The 15,771-nt window shown below is 44.2% G+C and carries 15 protein-coding genes and 1 pseudogene; 15 read left to right on the top strand and 1 reads right to left on the bottom strand.

Translation table 11 applies throughout. The features are described from left to right. Positions 1-183, bottom strand: a pseudogene (locus G494_RS27435) (IS5/IS1182 family transposase); the annotation flags it as partial. A gap of 1,130 nt (positions 184-1,313) precedes the next feature. Between G494_RS27435 and G494_RS0114085 the strand changes: the two are divergent. The 15 genes from G494_RS0114085 to tnpA all read left to right on the top strand — a co-directional run. Further along, positions 1,314-1,496, top strand: a complete 183-nt coding sequence (locus G494_RS0114085; RefSeq protein WP_028585056.1) for a Flp family type IVb pilin — start codon at positions 1,314-1,316, stop codon at positions 1,494-1,496. A 228-nt stretch (positions 1,497-1,724) separates the two neighbouring features. After that, a complete protein-coding gene (locus G494_RS23620) occupies positions 1,725-2,285 on the top strand; it encodes an A24 family peptidase (RefSeq protein WP_051305713.1) in 561 nt (186 codons plus the stop codon). Between the two features lie 58 nt (positions 2,286-2,343). After that, on the top strand, positions 2,344-3,207 hold the full coding sequence (gene cpaB, locus G494_RS0114075; protein ID WP_035246657.1) for a Flp pilus assembly protein CpaB: 864 nt from the start codon (positions 2,344-2,346) through the stop codon (positions 3,205-3,207). A 12-nt stretch (positions 3,208-3,219) separates the two neighbouring features. Beyond that, positions 3,220-4,662, top strand: coding sequence for a type II and III secretion system protein family protein (locus tag G494_RS23615; protein ID WP_051305712.1), 1,443 nt, complete (start codon positions 3,220-3,222; stop codon positions 4,660-4,662). Positions 4,663-4,730: 68 nt separating this feature from the next. Further along, positions 4,731-5,018: a hypothetical protein gene (locus G494_RS26890; RefSeq protein WP_153305881.1), complete on the top strand. Its 288-nt coding sequence runs from the start codon at positions 4,731-4,733 to the stop codon at positions 5,016-5,018. 15 nt (positions 5,019-5,033) lie between these two features. After that, positions 5,034-5,501, top strand: a complete 468-nt coding sequence (locus G494_RS23610) for a TadE/TadG family type IV pilus assembly protein (protein ID WP_051305711.1) — start codon at positions 5,034-5,036, stop codon at positions 5,499-5,501. A gap of 12 nt (positions 5,502-5,513) precedes the next feature. After that, positions 5,514-6,746, top strand: a complete 1,233-nt coding sequence (locus tag G494_RS23605; protein WP_084456852.1) for a TadG family pilus assembly protein — start codon at positions 5,514-5,516, stop codon at positions 6,744-6,746. 59 nt (positions 6,747-6,805) lie between these two features. Further along, positions 6,806-7,969 (top strand): AAA family ATPase, encoded by a 1,164-nt coding sequence (locus G494_RS0114055; protein ID WP_028585054.1) that lies wholly within the window; start codon positions 6,806-6,808, stop codon positions 7,967-7,969. 76 nt (positions 7,970-8,045) lie between these two features. Then, entirely contained in the window at positions 8,046-9,362 is a 1,317-nt protein-coding gene (locus G494_RS23600; RefSeq protein WP_051305714.1) for a CpaF family protein, read from the top strand. 10 nt (positions 9,363-9,372) lie between these two features. Next, on the top strand, positions 9,373-10,329 hold the full coding sequence (locus G494_RS0114045; protein ID WP_028585053.1) for a type II secretion system F family protein: 957 nt from the start codon (positions 9,373-9,375) through the stop codon (positions 10,327-10,329). After that, the gene (locus tag G494_RS25600) at positions 10,322-11,287 is read left to right on the top strand and encodes a type II secretion system F family protein (protein ID WP_051305709.1); all 966 of its coding nucleotides are present in this window, start codon (positions 10,322-10,324) and stop codon (positions 11,285-11,287) included. Before G494_RS0114045 ends, G494_RS25600 begins: the two co-directional genes overlap by 8 nt. A 5-nt stretch (positions 11,288-11,292) precedes the next feature. Continuing rightward, on the top strand, positions 11,293-12,519 hold the full coding sequence (locus tag G494_RS0114035; RefSeq protein WP_028585052.1) for a LytR C-terminal domain-containing protein: 1,227 nt from the start codon (positions 11,293-11,295) through the stop codon (positions 12,517-12,519). A 195-nt stretch (positions 12,520-12,714) separates the two neighbouring features. Next, positions 12,715-13,686: a tetratricopeptide repeat protein gene (locus tag G494_RS0114030; protein WP_028585051.1), complete on the top strand. Its 972-nt coding sequence runs from the start codon at positions 12,715-12,717 to the stop codon at positions 13,684-13,686. 116 nt (positions 13,687-13,802) lie between these two features. Then, entirely contained in the window at positions 13,803-15,116 is a 1,314-nt protein-coding gene (locus G494_RS26885) for an AAA family ATPase (RefSeq protein WP_153305880.1), read from the top strand. Positions 15,117-15,524: 408 nt separating this feature from the next. Further along, positions 15,525-15,771: IS66 family insertion sequence element accessory protein TnpA (gene tnpA / locus G494_RS27430; protein WP_332307530.1), on the top strand; the 247-nt coding region annotated here is incomplete at its 3' end.

Here is a 15,771-nt window from a genome sequence, read left to right as displayed (position 1 = left end):
CAGCAATATCGCATCGTATCCTCTGGGGCCAACGTTTGACTTTCGTTTCTTATTGCGGACTTTTTCGATAGCCGGTCGGAACAATTCCCAATCAATAACCTCATTCAGCCTAGCGAGGGGGTCACCATTCTTGTCAATTTTGAGCAATCTATCCTGCAGATCGAAAAAGCCGGGCTGAATCATGGTTGTCTCCATCGAGTAAGGTTACCGCTTGATCTCAAATCGACAGAATTGTACCAAATTTATGCAAAAACAGCAAGTTAACTGTCAAGATGCTGCGAATTACTGTATTTAATTTTCAAGGAACCCTTAAAAAGTAGTTTGTAAGATGAGATACTTAATCAATATCAAGGCATGGATAAAATTTAACCGTAGGCATAAAACAGATATTCCGAGGATAAGATTTCCGATATAACGTACAGATTGGAAGAAAGGTTAATTTTCCAAGGTAGCCTTGAGTTGGCAGCGATGCTTTTTCCGTTATTCTGGAGAAAAACAGGTTGAGTTCTTGATAAATATAAAAATTTTAGCCAAAGGGTAACTTTGCCTAGTCGGTATACAGGGACATCGACCTCAACATTGATCTGGGTAAAATTACAGCAGGCACAAACCAGAAGTACTGCAGCAACCATTTAAAACAAAAAGACTTTATTGACAATTTTGCTAAGGTCAAAATCTCCGGGCATAACGAACAGGCAGGAATCTTCCAGCAACAATCAGAAGGTGTACTATCACTCTCCTGTCCCGATAGTTATTGATTATTACAGCAAAAATACAAACGTTCAACAGCAGGAACAACATCTTACATAATTACGGAAAAAAACAGACACCAGTTCCATAAATTCGGAAAAAATAAGTGGTCACAACACTTATATCACTGCCCCCCTCAAGAGAGGGACTATTATTAACAATCGATAATTATAAGAATAAATAGTGTAACACACCTTGTAAGCTTAATTAATCTTGACAAGTTGCAGAACAATTAATATTCAATCTTTCTGCTCCTTTAGCCCGTAAACACCTCTCCCTGCCTGCCCTGTTTACCCATCAACAATGCCGCCAAGTCTTCCTTCGCACCTTTCACTGGTTCAATTACCTCCCGTTATCACACAATAAAACAGAAAAAACAAAAGAACAAAAGCCAAAACTCGCATATGGAACACACCTTGCATTAAGAAAATCAAACCTGTTCACAGCTGGACCCTCAGGCTGATGACAAGAACACCGGCAAAGGGGAAGCGGCGAACACGTCTACTTTTCGGTGCAGGAATTGAAGGGGCTACCGAAACACCACTTATCACAAGGAGACTGTCATGGAAAAAATCAAGAAGTTCTTACTTGAAGAAGAGGGTGTAACCGCAGTAGAATACGGACTGATAGCAGGACTGCTCTCTGTACTGATCATCGGTGGCCTTCAAGTCGGAGGCCCGGCACTCGGAAACATATTTACCAATATTGGAAATCACCTAGTAGAGGGTGCGGCGAACAGCCAGTAAACAGCCGGCCATGACGTAAACAACACCAGGGGTAATCATTTGTGAGCACCTGAGGGTGCATCCCGAGAAGACAGGCCAAGTGATTACCCCTCAACAACAGACCTCATCCAAGCAACTTGCAGCAAGCAATTACAATGCACATAACATTCACACCTTCTCCAAGGAAAGCCCTGCCAGGAGGTGCACCCAAGAGCTAAGCTGGCTATTTAAAAATGGAGACCATTGACCATGATCAACGCTCCCCAACTTAGTACCAACCCTCTTTTTTTCTACTTCGCGCTTCTTATCGTATTATTCATCTGCGCCGTCTTTGATTATCGCTTCAGGCGGATTCCGAACTTCCTCACCTTTCCAACCCTCATCACCGCCATCACCTTCCATTTCCTCTCTGCCGGCACCAACGGCTTACTCTTTAGCACCATGGGCATGCTCACTGCCTTCGCCCTCTTCCTCATCCCCTACGCAACCGGAGGAATGGGTGCCGGTGACGTAAAGCTGATGAGTGCTGTCGGCGCGGCACTCGGCTGGAAAAACACTTTAATTTCAATATTATTCATCACCTTAACAGGCGGAGTAATAGCATTACTCTTGACAATTCGCCGCAAGACCCTAAAACGCACCTTGCGTTTGTTTTTTTCCTCATCTATACTTCTTTTAACACAAGGACACTTGTCCAATGTCTCCTTCAAGGATCCAAAATTGAAGTCAGCAGGCGTCCCATACGGAGTAGCTATCGCAACAGGGGTGTACCTATTCTTCACATACTCGTTCATAGCTACCGCAAACTAATCAATCAAAGAGCAGGACAAATGAATAGATAGCAGCACAACAAAGACGGAGGCTTCAGATGCACAGAATGACCAGAACTATCTTTCTTGTTATCGCACTTGTTGCAGCATCAATCATAAGCTACACTCTTTACCACAAACTAAACGAAAAGCAAACAGGCAAAATTGTCGCCCCCAGCCAAGAGACTGTTGAAATAGCAGTAGCACTGAAGCCACTCGGGCGGGGCGACAAGATAGAAGAACAAGATCTACGATTAGCTTCATATCTTAAAGCTACCGCCCCTGTAGGAAACTTCCCCACTCTTGCTCAACTCGTCGGCAGAGTTGTCCTCAAAGAGATCAAAACGACCGAACCCGTACTTGAATCTGCACTCGCTCCGCTTGATGTTACCAAGGGCGGAATGGCAGCCCTCATCCAATCACAGAAAAGAGCGATGGCCGTCAAGGTGGATGACGTTATAGGCGTTGCCGGTTTCCTGCAGCCAGGTCACTTGGTCGATGTGCTCGTCTCCCTGGAAAAACCAGGGGAAAAACGCAGGCAAATAACCAAGACCGTACTCGAAAACATCCCTGTCCTCTCCATAGGCACCCAGGCAGAAGAGTCAAACGAAAAAAAAGCGAAGAAAGTGACCGTGGTGACCCTTGAGGTTGACCTGGAAGAGGCAGAGAAACTTGCCCTGGCCGTAAACCAGGGCAGAATCCAGTTAGCACTCAGAGGATACACAGACAATGACCAGGTGTTAACCAAAGGTACCACCGTATCATCCCTCTTAAAGTCCTACGCCACGGCTAGCAACAGGCCGGTGAAGGTGGCAAAAACTGCCCCTAAACCTGCAAAAAAACCAAGATTCAGGCCGCAGCTGGTAATTGAAGTCATGAACGGCAACAATGTCAGCAGACTGAATATGGACCGCCACCAATAAAGGAAACAGGATATGAACAGAGAACTCAAAAGAAGCTTAAACGCATTTACGCTTATCTCCTCTTTTTTTTATCTGCTCTGGCTAGCTCCAGGTTTTGTCCAGGCCGGCGGCGGGTCAGATATCGTTATCAACACAGACGCAGGCAGACCAATCAATCTGCTCGTCAACAAACTCGCCAAATTAAGATCTTCACAGGTGATTCACAGGGCACACATTGTCAACCCCGAAGTCGCAGAATTAATATACTCAAAAACCCAATCACCTAAATGGGTATTTGTGAGCGGCAAAACCATAGGCACGACCCAGCTGACACTATGGGACAAAGAGAACAGGATCATAGGAAACTTTGAAGTCATTGTTACCTCTGATGTCACTGGACTCAAAAAAAGCCTGTTTGAGATATTTCCCAATGAAAATGTGATGGTAAGATCATCGGGCGATTATGTCACCTTGACCGGAACTGTAACAGGATCTGTCACCTTGTCAAAGATCCTGACCCTTGCCGAGGCCTATGCCCCCAAAAAGGTCGTCAACCTCCTGCAGGTTGGTGGAATCCAACAGGTCATGCTGGAAGTTCGAATTGCAGAAATATCAAAGTCCGTAGGCAACCAACTTGGAATAAACTTTTCCTGGGAAGGAGACAGTGGCTTTGGACTCAGCATGCTGGACAGCCTGACCAGAATTCCTGCTGAGGGCTGGCCGGGAAACGGCCTTGAGGTTTCTAATTCTGTCAACGCTGTACTCGGTTTTCTTGGTGGCGATCCCATCATTGTGACCATTGACGCCCTGCAGGAGGACGGCCTGCTGCACATCCTGGCCAAGCCCACCCTCATTGCCCAAAGCGGACAGAACGCAAGTTTTCTGGCAGGAGGCGAATTCCCATTTCCCGTTGCCCAGGCCTTTGATCGATTCTCCATAGAGTGGAAACCCTTTGGAGTCGGCCTGAACTTCTCGCCTACGGTCCTGGACGGAGATACGATTTCACTGGTCGTCTCCCCGGAGGTATCAGAGCTGGATTTCACCAGAACCATTTCATATGCCGGCTACGTGGTGCCGTCCATCGACACCAGGCGCATGTCGACTGTTGTTGAGCTGAAGGACAATCAAAGTTTCGCCATTGCAGGGCTCATGAGAAACTATGTCAGAGAATCCGTTAAAAAGTTCCCGATTTTAGGGGACATACCGATACTGGGAGCGCTGTTCAGAAGCACAAGGTACCAGAAAGACGAATCTGAACTGGTGGTTATCGTCACTCCGCACCTGGTCAAACCAGTCGATGCCGACGAAATCCCCTTGCCCACTGATTCCTTTCAAGATCCGACACCTTTTGAACTCCTCATGCTTGGCATGCTCGAGAAAAACCAAGCACGCAGCGCAGGCCCGACTGGAGGCACTGTAACAAGGAACTCGAAGCACAATATTGAAGGCGATTTCGGATACATCATACCTCAGTAAGCGCTTGAACTACCCAATAGTTACTGATCAAAAAATTGGCTTTTTCAACTGTGTAACGGAGTACCAAAATGACTAAATATGTATACGTGGGATTACTGACAGGATTTGCACTTGCAACCTTCATCGGCTGCGCCCGCCAAGAAACTCCAGTGAGCACCTTCTTTGGAACATCGTACGAACTGGCTACGAAAGCTCAACTGCATAACCCAAATGCTGGCCTTAACAGCGGCGTACCCCTCGGCCTTACCGGAACTGTTGCCGACAGCACCATAAAACGATATCAAAATAGTTTTAAAACTGCTCCAGCAGAAACCAAAACATACTCTGTCGTCTTTGAAGGCATGCAGAAAAAGTAAAAAATGGAGGGCCCCATGCTTCATTCAGAAAAAGGTGTTAGCGCAGTGGAATTTGCCCTGATCGCGCCTTTACTTTTTGTGCTGACTCTAGGTGTCATTGAATTTGCCTTACTCCTGTTTGACAAGGCGGTCATAACCAATGCATCCAGAGAGGCTGCTCGCGCGGCGATTGTTTACAACACCAGCGGCACCGACTACCTCCCTCTCAGTGTCGATGAAATAAAAACCGTAGTAAAGGATTATGCCAATGGCTACCTGATTAACCTTGGCAGTTCCGGGAGTACCGAGATTTCAGATGGAGATATCGACATCGCCTACGAAGGACCAACTACCCCCGGGAACCCGGAATCAGGCGGAGACGTTATAATTACAGTTACCTATGGTTACAACTTCCTTGTTTTTCCTGACATGATGAACCTGCTCGGAGAGTCATTTACAGGCGAAATACCCATAGTGGGAACTACCCGAATGCGAATGGAATAGGATACACCTGAAATGAGATATCTACCAAAACACTTACTTGCTAACGAACATGGAGCTACGGCGGTTTATGCCGGCCTGGTCGTCACCTTTCTCTTCATGATTACCGTTCTTGCCGTAGATGTCGGCCATCTCTATGGAGTTCGCAACGAGTTACAGAATGCTGCTGACGCGGGATCCCTTGCCGGAGCTGCCATGCTTCTTGATGAGGACGGAAACCTTATGGTGCAGACAGCCATCGACGAGGCAACCAGGATATCAGCAGCAAACAGGACCGGCAGCGAGCAGGTAGCTGAAATTGTGGTCGAGACTGGACACTGGTCCTTTACAAATCGGGAATTTACAGCCAACCCCTCAACCACCCAGATCGAATGGGAAGAACGCACCTTTAGCGAGCTGGACCTGGACACTGGATTTATCAATGCAGTGCGAGTGCTGACCAGCAGAACAGATACCCCATCATTTTTCGCAAATTTCCTAGGTGTTGACCAGGTCTTTGTCAACTCAGATGCGGTCGCCTACATCGGCTTTGCAGGCACCCTGTATCCCACAGAACTCGTACAGCCGATTGCCATCTGCAAAGAATCCATAACTGATCCATCAGGGGCATACACCTGCAACATGGGCAGAATGCTGAACAGCGGGGGCAATGCGGCAACCCACAACAGCGGCGGCTGGACCAACTTCAGCCAACCCTGTGATACTGCCAGTTCAAGTGACATGAGGGATCTCATCTGTGAAAACGGCAACGAACATCAGGTAGAATTTGGCCAAGGGATAGGTACAACAGGTGGCGTTCAGGACAGTACCCTGGATGACCTCTATGACTGCTGGGAGGCTGCCACGGGAAAAACAGTCAACTGGAACCTGACCCTGCCGGTCATTGAATGCCCTGCAAACAACGTGAGCAACTGCTCAAAGTTAATTGGTGCTGTCAACATCAATCTCATCTGGATTGTCCACAAAAATGACCCCCACTACAATGATGTCCCCAGGGAGATGACCGTTAACGGCGGGACACCATGGACCTGCGACAACAGCGACGGCTTCTTCTGCTGGAAGTCGTTTGTTGATTTTTACAAGCTGCAAAATGTCACCGGCCCGCCGGTGACGGATCAAGACTACGAAGATATGTACCAAAAGAAAAATATGTTTTTTCTTCCAGACTGCTTAGTACATGAGCCAAAAGGAAAAAGCGGCGGAGAGAACTTCGGCATCTTTGCGAAAATCCCAAGACTGGTCGAGTGATTCCTATGCGCCGTTACATCTGGAAAACAAAAGACTTTGGAGGTACTTGATAATCTATTATGACTACATCAAAGCCAAAACTTTCGGTCCAGCTTGTTACCAAGACTCCTGAAGTCACCAAAAACTTTACCAGAATAATTGAAAATATCGATGGCGCTAATCTGCAAAACAATCTTAATGCCGAAAAGGTAGACATCCTGGTGCTTGAAATTGGCAGTGATCCAGCCAAGGAACTTGAAACCATTAGCCTGCTTCTCAAGGAAAACGTGGTAGGCAACCTTTTCCTCACTTCCGCCAAGACCACAACAGATGTACTCTTACCGGCGCTCAGGGCAGGAGCTAAGGAGTTTTTTGCCCAACCCATCAAAGAAAATGAGGTGATCAATGCAGTTAATAGCATTTTGGTCGACCACCTAACAAAGAAATCGCACGGCAAGGAACCAGGCCATCTTGGCAAGATGTACAGTATTCTTGGGGCAAAAGGCGGAGTCGGTACCACGACCTTTGCTGTAAACCTGGCAACAAGTATAAAAAACCGGTCCAGTGATAGCCTGGTTGCCCTGATAGACATGAACAGACTGATAGGGGAAGTCTGCCTGTTCCTTGACATTGAATCGGAAACGAACTGGGAGGAAATCAGCAGAAACCTGGGCCGCCTTGATGGCGCTTACCTGCAGAGTGCCATGGCAAAGCATAGCTCAGGCGTTTTTGTGCTGCCTGCTCCCGAAAGGATCGACACTGCAACCCACCTCTCTACCAACTCTTTATTCCAACTACTCAGGGCCATTAGGCAATTCTTTGATTATATCGTCATTGATTGCGGGATGTATCTAGGGGATGATTCGTACAAAATATTTGCAGAGTCGGAATCAGTCTATCTTATATCGACGCTGAGCCTACCCTGCCTGATCAACGTAAGAAAAATTCGGGATTCGTTGTCCGCAGCCGGAAGTTTGACCAATGGCAAGGTTAAAGTCATAGCCAATCGTTACGAAAAAAAATCTCAAATCAGTCTGTCTGAATCACAAAAGATACTCGGCAGTCAAATCGAGTTGACCATTCCTAACGATTATTCCCTGGCCATGAAAACCGTCAATAATGGCAAGGTATTTTCTGAACTTTCAAAGAGATCCAGCGTTACTGCAGCTTACAGGAACCTTGCGGCATCCTTAGTCGAAAACCCCAGCACGGAACCAAAAGGCTTTTTCCGGTTGTTCAATTAAATCTCAAGACGGAGGAGTTGCAGTGGAATTAGCTGAAATACTAAAAAATCTTGAAGATGCGCAGCATACCTCTACGATCAGGGATGAGGAGAAAGAGAGATTCAACGACATTGGTATTACTGATGAATATTTTCAGCTAAAAGCCGATATCCATGATCGTCTCACTAAAATAATCGACCTCTCTCTGCTCGAGAATATTGAAGAATCCCGATTAAGGAAAGAGATCAACCTGGCTACAGAAAATGTCTTAACCGACAAATCCATTGCCAAGATCCCCCTTAACAGCAATGAGCGAAGCAGACTCCTGAAAGAAATAGAGAATGAAGTGATCGGACTGGGCCCTCTGGAAGATCTGATTGCAAACCCATCCATCTCTGACATCCTTGTCAATGACTACAACCAGATCTACATTGAACGCTACGGAAAAATAGAAAAAACTAAGGTTCGTTTCAAGGACAACGCCCACCTGATGCGTATCATTGAAAAGATAGTTTCCGCTGTCGGCAGAAGAATCGATGAAGCCTCACCCATGGTGGATGCCCGTCTTGCTGACGGCTCACGTGTCAATGTAATTATCCCGCCACTTGCACTTGATGGACCGTGTCTTTCCATCAGAAGATTTTCCGTGGACCCCCTTACACTCAAAGATCTGTTGGTGCTTCAGACAGCCTCCCCTGTGTTGGCAGAACTTCTCAGTTCAATTGTCAAGGCAAGGCTTAATGTCCTGATTTCAGGAGGGACAGGATCTGGAAAGACCACCCTCTTAAACGTGATGTCTCAATTTATTTCGCCCGATGAGCGGGTAGTAACGATTGAGGACTCTGCCGAACTACAGTTAAAACAAGAACATGTGGTCCGACTGGAAACCAGGCCACCAAACATCGAAGGCCAGGGGGAAATCACCCAACGTAACTTGGTGCGCAACAGCCTACGCATGCGGCCCGACCGGATAATAGTTGGTGAAGTTCGTGGAGCAGAGGCGGTAGACATGCTGCAGGCAATGAATACCGGGCACGACGGTTCACTGACGACAATACATGCCAACACACCTGTAGACGCCTTGCTGCGTATTGAAACCATGGTAAACATGGCAGGTTTTAACCTCCCCAGCGATTACATCAAAAAATTTATCAGTTCTGCAATAGATGTTATCGTCCAAGTGGAAAGACTGGTGGACGGCACCAGAAAGATAGTGAGCCTGCAAGAAATTACCGGCATGGAGGGAAGCGTAATAACCATGCAGGAAATTTACGCCTACAACAAAATAGAAATAGATAAAGAGGGTGCCGTTGTCGGCGAATTCAAGGCTCAAGGGGTTCGGCCTAAATTTTTTGAACGCTTCGTTCAAATGGGAGTGGCAGTACCGGAAAGTGATTTTGACTTGACCTCATAGGAGATAACGCATGGAGATAGTATTTACTGTGATCCTCTTTTTCCTGATAGTCATTATTTTTGAGTTAGCCTACACGCTTTTTCTCAAACCTGTTGCTCGGACAGCACAATCTGCTGCAGATCGTTTTTCAGCCAGAGAATCTTTGGCCAGACCCATTGATATTACAGGTAAAAGAAAATTTTCTGAAATTAATTTTATCAACAATACCCTGGCAGCCTTTCCCCTGACCCATCGTTTAGATAAATTACTGCAGCAGGGGGGATTGAAAATATTGGCGAGCGTTTTTATCCTCAGCTCTCTTCTTATCGCTGTCAGCACCTACCTGGCCACTCTCTTCCTGACACAGTCCTATATTTTCCCGATCCTCTTTACTGTGATAGCAGGCATGAGTCCATTACTCTACCTCTTCTATCGTAGAAAGAAACGGTGGGCACAGTTTGAAGCTCTATTCCCAGATGCCCTCGATCTCATGGGCTACTCTCTCAAAGCAGGAAGTTCCATTTTGGCAAGTTTCAATATTGTCGCCCAAGAATTGGCAGCTCCGGTCGGTGAAGAATTTGGTCGCCTGGTAGAGGAAATCAATTTTGGCATGGATACTGATTCTGCCCTGAGAAACCTTGCGAATAGAATTGATTCCCTTGAATTGAGATTTTTCGTCACCTCCGTCATTATCCAAAGAGAGACAGGAGGCAACCTTGTTGAAGTATTTGAAAAAATTTCTGAGATAATACGAAAGAAATTTCGTTTTCGTGAAAAAGTAAAAACTTTAAGCGCAGAGGTAAAGTTATCTGCAAAAATCCTCCTATCACTACCATTCATTACTGGGATTGCCTTATTCATAATCTCGCCTTCATACATCAAAATACTCACAACGGATCCATACGGCCCCTACCTGATCCTAACCTCAATATCACTTATGTCTATTGGGTCTCTAATAATCTACAGAATGGTGCAATTAGATGCTTAATATTAAACCTGATACGTTGGCAATAATACTACCAATAGCTACGTTTATTATAATAATATTGATAGCTTTTTTAACATTATCATTTATAAACCAAAGAAATAGTGAAAAAAACCTTTACAATCGGACAAAAAAATGGATCAAAAAATCTTCTCCTGGCAATCGTCAGGAATTACTTGATAAAAAACCAGTTACCTTTAGCGAACGAATCACAAAACACTTTACCCTTTTAAAGAAAAAGAGCAATTTAAATATTGGAATATACTCCGACACGCCTCTATTCTACCAAAGAGCTGGAATATATGACCCTATTAGCATTAGAGCATACCAGATAATGAGATATACACTCTTACTCTCTCCGGCTCTGTTTTTTGTCGCTTACCATTTAACTTATCAAATTACGTTCATCTATATAAACATCCTCATCACCATGGCTCTTTGCTATACAAGTTTTTTTATACCTGTTATTTGGCTAAGGCTTGTAGCACATTTCAGGAAATTAAAACTAGACAGGACTTTTCCAGACGCTATGGATCTGTTGATGATATGCATTGAAGCTGGAATCGGGATAGATTCGGCGATCAACAGAGTTTCAAAGGAACTTCAGCTCACCAATCCTGAACTAGGCAAAGAGTTTCAAATATTATCACTAGAGCTCAAAACAGGACGACCGAGAAACGAATGCCTACGGAACTTGTCCAGAAGAACTGACTTGCCAGATATTGAAAACCTGGTGAGCCTGTTAATTCAGTCAGAAAGATATGGTACTGGTGTCGCTAATGTTCTTCGAGTCCACGCAGAAGAGATGAGATTAAAGCGCTACAGCAGACTTGAAGAAAAGGCCGCCAAGCTCCCTCCTAAACTCGTAGTCCCAATGATACTCTTTATTTTCCCAGCATTGTTTGTAGTTATTGCCGGACCAACTGCAATTCAAGTTTTCAGAACAATTCTTCAAAGGTGAGAAGGATGATGCGAAACAGAGGCTGTGACCATAAAATAAAGAGAATATGTGCCCTGGGGTTATTCCCTGTCCTTATTTTCCTGAGTAGTTGCGCGACTCATGATTCAAGTTTTTCATATTTCAATATGCTGGATCCGGAAAAGAACACAGTACGAAATAAAATCGCAGCCAAGAAGTTTTGGACAAAGGTTCGCCCACTTTCCACACTTTCAGCCTCTCATTACAAGCTTGGGCGATATTACCAGAAAGGGAAAAAACATCGGAAGGCAATATCTGAATTCAATAAAGCGATTCAAAACGATACCGACAACTGCCTAGCCTACAATGCAAGCGGAATGTCATACGATGCCCTAGGAGACTGCCAACATGCCCATGAATCTTACATACTCGCGATACAGTGCGCCCCTGACCAGGCCTATGCTTACAATAACTACGGCTACTCTCTTTTGATCTGCAACAATCCTGAAAAAGCTTCGAGCTTCTTTAGACTGGCGTTAACATTTGCAGGGGATAACAACCTGCGGATTAAAAATAATTTGCAACTCACCAATGGTTTCTGCCCCAAGTCTCAACTCGAAGAAGAACACCGAGAGATAACAGAAAGATTCGGAACACTAGACACTAACGCAAATCCAGCAGCTGCCCAGTCCACAAGAAAAGGAACAAATCAAAAATTGACAGAACCAAAAAAAGATACAAGCAGCCAAAACCTTACCAGAAACTTCCACCCTCTGCTGAAGGATAGCCACCGGAAGTATTATCAACAAGCTGTATACCCTGTAACAACTCAGCAAAACAGGCCATATTTGACCAAAAATAAATTTAGGAAAAATATTAAAATAGAAAATTCCAGTTCAGACCAACTTCCTTCTTTCTCCAAACAGACAAAACATCATCCTATTGAACTTTCAAACGGCAATGGTGTCACTGGAATGGCCGCCAGAAGCGCCGAATACTTACGACTACTCGGCTTCAACGTTAAGAGACTTACCAATGCTGATAATTTTAACTACAAAGGAAGCACAATCTATTACCTCGACGGATACCAACAATCTGCGCAAGAACTTGCCAACTTCCTCCCTGGCCTCCTTAGGCTAGTAAAAGTGAGTGCCCTAGGCAGACCCTACCTTAAAATCCGCATCCTTTTAGGGCGTGATTTGACGAGAATTAATTTTCCGCAAAAATATGCGCAGGGATTCATTCAGAAAGCACATAATCTCAACACGCTGTAACAGATACACACTTGAAAAGTGTGTCAAGCAGAGCCAAGTATTTCCAGGAGACAAGCACATCAAAAAAATAATCAAGATGACACCGAGATTACTTAAAGAATAAGTACTAAAATTCAAACTAATTACCAGTCACCTGTAAAGATAGTTCACAATCAAAATAAATGCACATCTTACCACAGGAAACAGAACAGCATAATGATCTACCACAATATCAAGCCTTGCAACTCGTTTTCAAAAATAGGCACTTTCATCTTCATGATCATAACCTGCCTCCTCTTGAGCAACTGTTCCATATTTCAAGGTGATTCCAGTTACGACCTAGAGCGACAAATCAACTTGCAAAATGCTCAACGAGAAATTACCTCAGAAAGTCAGCCCGAAGCGAAAAAGACCGCTGAGGAATATGAGGCCCGAGGGGACCTTTATTTAATCCAGAACGATTTCAACAGGGCGTACGTGCAATATGTCAAGGGACTTGGCCAATCCCCTGACAACAGATCTCTTTTGCACAAACAGGCCAACTTGCTGCTAAAAAAAGACCGACGAATTGAAGCCAAAAACATTTATAACAAATTACTGGAGCAGGACAAGGGTGACTCCTTAGCACTCCAAGGCCTCGGCAGAATATTATTTAGCCAGGGAGCTTTCAAAAAAGCCGAAGAGGCATTCAACCAAGCCATAGAGCTCAACCCTGACCTAGGCAGATCATTCGAGTTTATTGGACTAATCCATTGCAGCCGAGAAGAGTACCAGATTGCAATTACTTTTTTTCAAAAGGCCTTATCACTACTGCCAACAGACTATACAGTTACAAACAATTTGGCAGTAACTTACTATATACTAAAAGATTACAGCAAATCAGTATCATTGCTTAAAACCATACCTGAAAAGCTCAAAGGCAAAAAAGTATACAACAATCTCGCCCTTTCCTATTTTAAACTTGGCGATCATGATACTGCGTTAGTTTATTTTAAACGTGGATCAGAAAGTGATTCAATAGCATACAACAACATTGGCTACGAGTTTTTGTGTACAAACAATTACATACCGGCGATAAGTGCGTTTGAGCTAGCCATCAAACTTCATCCCAAATATTATCCAGAGGCACAGACAAACTTAAAAGTTGCCAAAAATGCTTTAACCAAAATTGGTACAACTGACAAATAAGAATATGATTAAATAAATATATTTGTTTGTATATTAGGCCGTTATTTTACACGAAGCTATTTAAGTTGACTGTTCACTCCACTACTCATCCAACTCGAAAGGGAAGAGGCAGGAATATGGGTCATACAATAGGTGATATATTAATTAAAGGCAAAGGAAATAAATCCCATAACAAGACTGACTATCCTTTCAAGCCAATTACTCCTTCTACAATTGAGGACACAGGACTCAAACAAGTTTTTATTGAAGATTTAATATGTAAAATATTACTTTACCACAGTTCACTTTCCGGAGTTCAATTATCAAGAATAATTTGCCTTCCCATGCATATTCTTGAGCCTATAGTCTACGAACTCAAACAAAGATTGATTCTTTCATATAAATCACTCGCGGGGATTAATGACTTTCACTACGTTTTAACAGAATCAGGAAACAAAAAAGCCATTTTAGCAAGAGAATTTACAAACTACCAAGGCCCGGCGCCGGTTACTTATAAACAATATATTAATAGCGTTGAAAGGCAATCTTTAAAAAACGAAAACCCTACCTATGATTACTTAACGCATGCATTTAAAGGACTCGAATTATCATCTGATCTTTACAACATGATAGGACCAGCCATTAATTCAGGAAGAGGGATGTTTATCTATGGAAAACCAGGTAATGGTAAAACTGAAATAGGCATCAGATTATCAAAATGCTTCAAAGAACATATCTACATCCCTCAGTCTATCCTTATTGACGGACAACTTATACAGCTCTATGATCCCCAATGCCACCACAAGATAGATGATGACTCCAATATATCTGAGCACGATCCTCGTTGGTTGAAAATTGAACGTCCATCGGTTGTGGTGGGTGGCGAGATGGACCTTGAATCACTAGAAATTGGATACAATCCGCATACAAAAATATGTGAAGGTCCTCTTCAAATGAAAGGTAACAATGGCATTCTTCTTATTGATGATTTTGGCAGGCAAAGAGTAAGCCCAGAACAAATACTTAATCGGTGGATTTTACCTTTAGAAAAAAACATTGATTACCTAACTTTACCCAACGGAACTAAAATCAAGGTTCCATTTAATGCCCTCCTTGTATTTTGCTCTAACCTTGACCCAACCAACATCTTGGACGAAGCACTCCTAAGAAGAATCCCTTATAAAATATTTATGGATGGCCCAGATAATGATGCTTTTTTGAGGATCTTTCAATATAATGCCAAAAAAATGAGCATTTCCTATGATCCAGAGTGTGTTGATTATTTAATCAAAAACCATTTTCAAGGAACTAGACCGATGAGAGGCTGTCATCCCAGAGATATCCTTCAGCAGCTAAAAAACATTGCACGCTTCGAGGGAAATGAGCCTTGCATGACCACCGAAGGAGTTGACAGGGCAGCACAACTTTACTTTTCCACAACAGGAACCTAACAGACTGTTGATTATCTGCGTGGATACTAGCGCAAGTTAACCCGAGTCACACCTTGTCATTTATCAACTTGCTTTGCCAATGCATAGTAGAACTCAAGTTTCGGTTGCGTCAAGCGAAGTCTGGCGCAACCGAAACTTGAGGTAGAGAAGAAACTAACGCCTGGAGCAGTACTCAGCTCAGCTCAGGCCACCTTTCAGAAGAACCTCAAGATGCTTTTCCCTGCAACGCTGCCTCCGTGTCCCCTCGTCATTTTCTGCTCACTCGTCATGATCCCCTCTGCAGGATGTACAGAATGAACGTTTATGACATACTGGGATAATAAAAGTAAGCGCCTCTTAAACCCCATCTTTTCTTAACGAGACCAGCATGTCATAATCGCGCATCCAATTCATCTTGCGGAGGCGACCATGACGAGTAAGCAAACAATATCCAGGGAGTCACGGGGCAAGCGTTACTGGGAAAAACACCTTGAAGCTCTTCAGAGAAGTGGCCTGAGCAGAGCTGAGTACTGCAGGCGCCAGTCTCTCCCCTACCATGCACTCACCTATTGGCAGCATAAGTTGGGAAAAGCCAAATGTGACTCGGGTCAACTTGTGCCGGTGCCCATGCAGTTAATCAGCAGCTTGGGCAAGCCTGGGCCAGGTTGTCTGCCAA

Source organism: Desulfogranum mediterraneum DSM 13871, from assembly GCF_000429965.1.
Taxonomy (GTDB): domain Bacteria; phylum Desulfobacterota; class Desulfobulbia; order Desulfobulbales; family Desulfobulbaceae; genus Desulfogranum; species Desulfogranum mediterraneum.
Note: the sequence above shows the minus strand (reverse complement) of the source record. Positions and strands in the feature narration are given on the sequence as shown.

Coding starts and splice junctions, on each gene's coding strand:
- G494_RS0114085 (WP_028585056.1), top strand. CDS start 1,314: ATGGAAAAAATCAAGAAGTTCTTACTTGAAGAAGAGGGTGTAACCGCA.
- G494_RS23620 (WP_051305713.1), top strand. CDS start 1,725: ATGATCAACGCTCCCCAACTTAGTACCAACCCTCTTTTTTTCTACTTC.
- cpaB (WP_035246657.1), top strand. CDS start 2,344: ATGCACAGAATGACCAGAACTATCTTTCTTGTTATCGCACTTGTTGCA.
- G494_RS23615 (WP_051305712.1), top strand. CDS start 3,220: ATGAACAGAGAACTCAAAAGAAGCTTAAACGCATTTACGCTTATCTCC.
- G494_RS26890 (WP_153305881.1), top strand. CDS start 4,731: ATGACTAAATATGTATACGTGGGATTACTGACAGGATTTGCACTTGCA.
- G494_RS23610 (WP_051305711.1), top strand. CDS start 5,034: ATGCTTCATTCAGAAAAAGGTGTTAGCGCAGTGGAATTTGCCCTGATC.
- G494_RS23605 (WP_084456852.1), top strand. CDS start 5,514: ATGAGATATCTACCAAAACACTTACTTGCTAACGAACATGGAGCTACG.
- G494_RS0114055 (WP_028585054.1), top strand. CDS start 6,806: ATGACTACATCAAAGCCAAAACTTTCGGTCCAGCTTGTTACCAAGACT.
- G494_RS0114045 (WP_028585053.1), top strand. CDS start 9,373: ATGGAGATAGTATTTACTGTGATCCTCTTTTTCCTGATAGTCATTATT.
- G494_RS25600 (WP_051305709.1), top strand. CDS start 10,322: ATGCTTAATATTAAACCTGATACGTTGGCAATAATACTACCAATAGCT.
- G494_RS0114035 (WP_028585052.1), top strand. CDS start 11,293: ATGATGCGAAACAGAGGCTGTGACCATAAAATAAAGAGAATATGTGCC.
- G494_RS0114030 (WP_028585051.1), top strand. CDS start 12,715: ATGATCTACCACAATATCAAGCCTTGCAACTCGTTTTCAAAAATAGGC.
- G494_RS26885 (WP_153305880.1), top strand. CDS start 13,803: ATGGGTCATACAATAGGTGATATATTAATTAAAGGCAAAGGAAATAAA.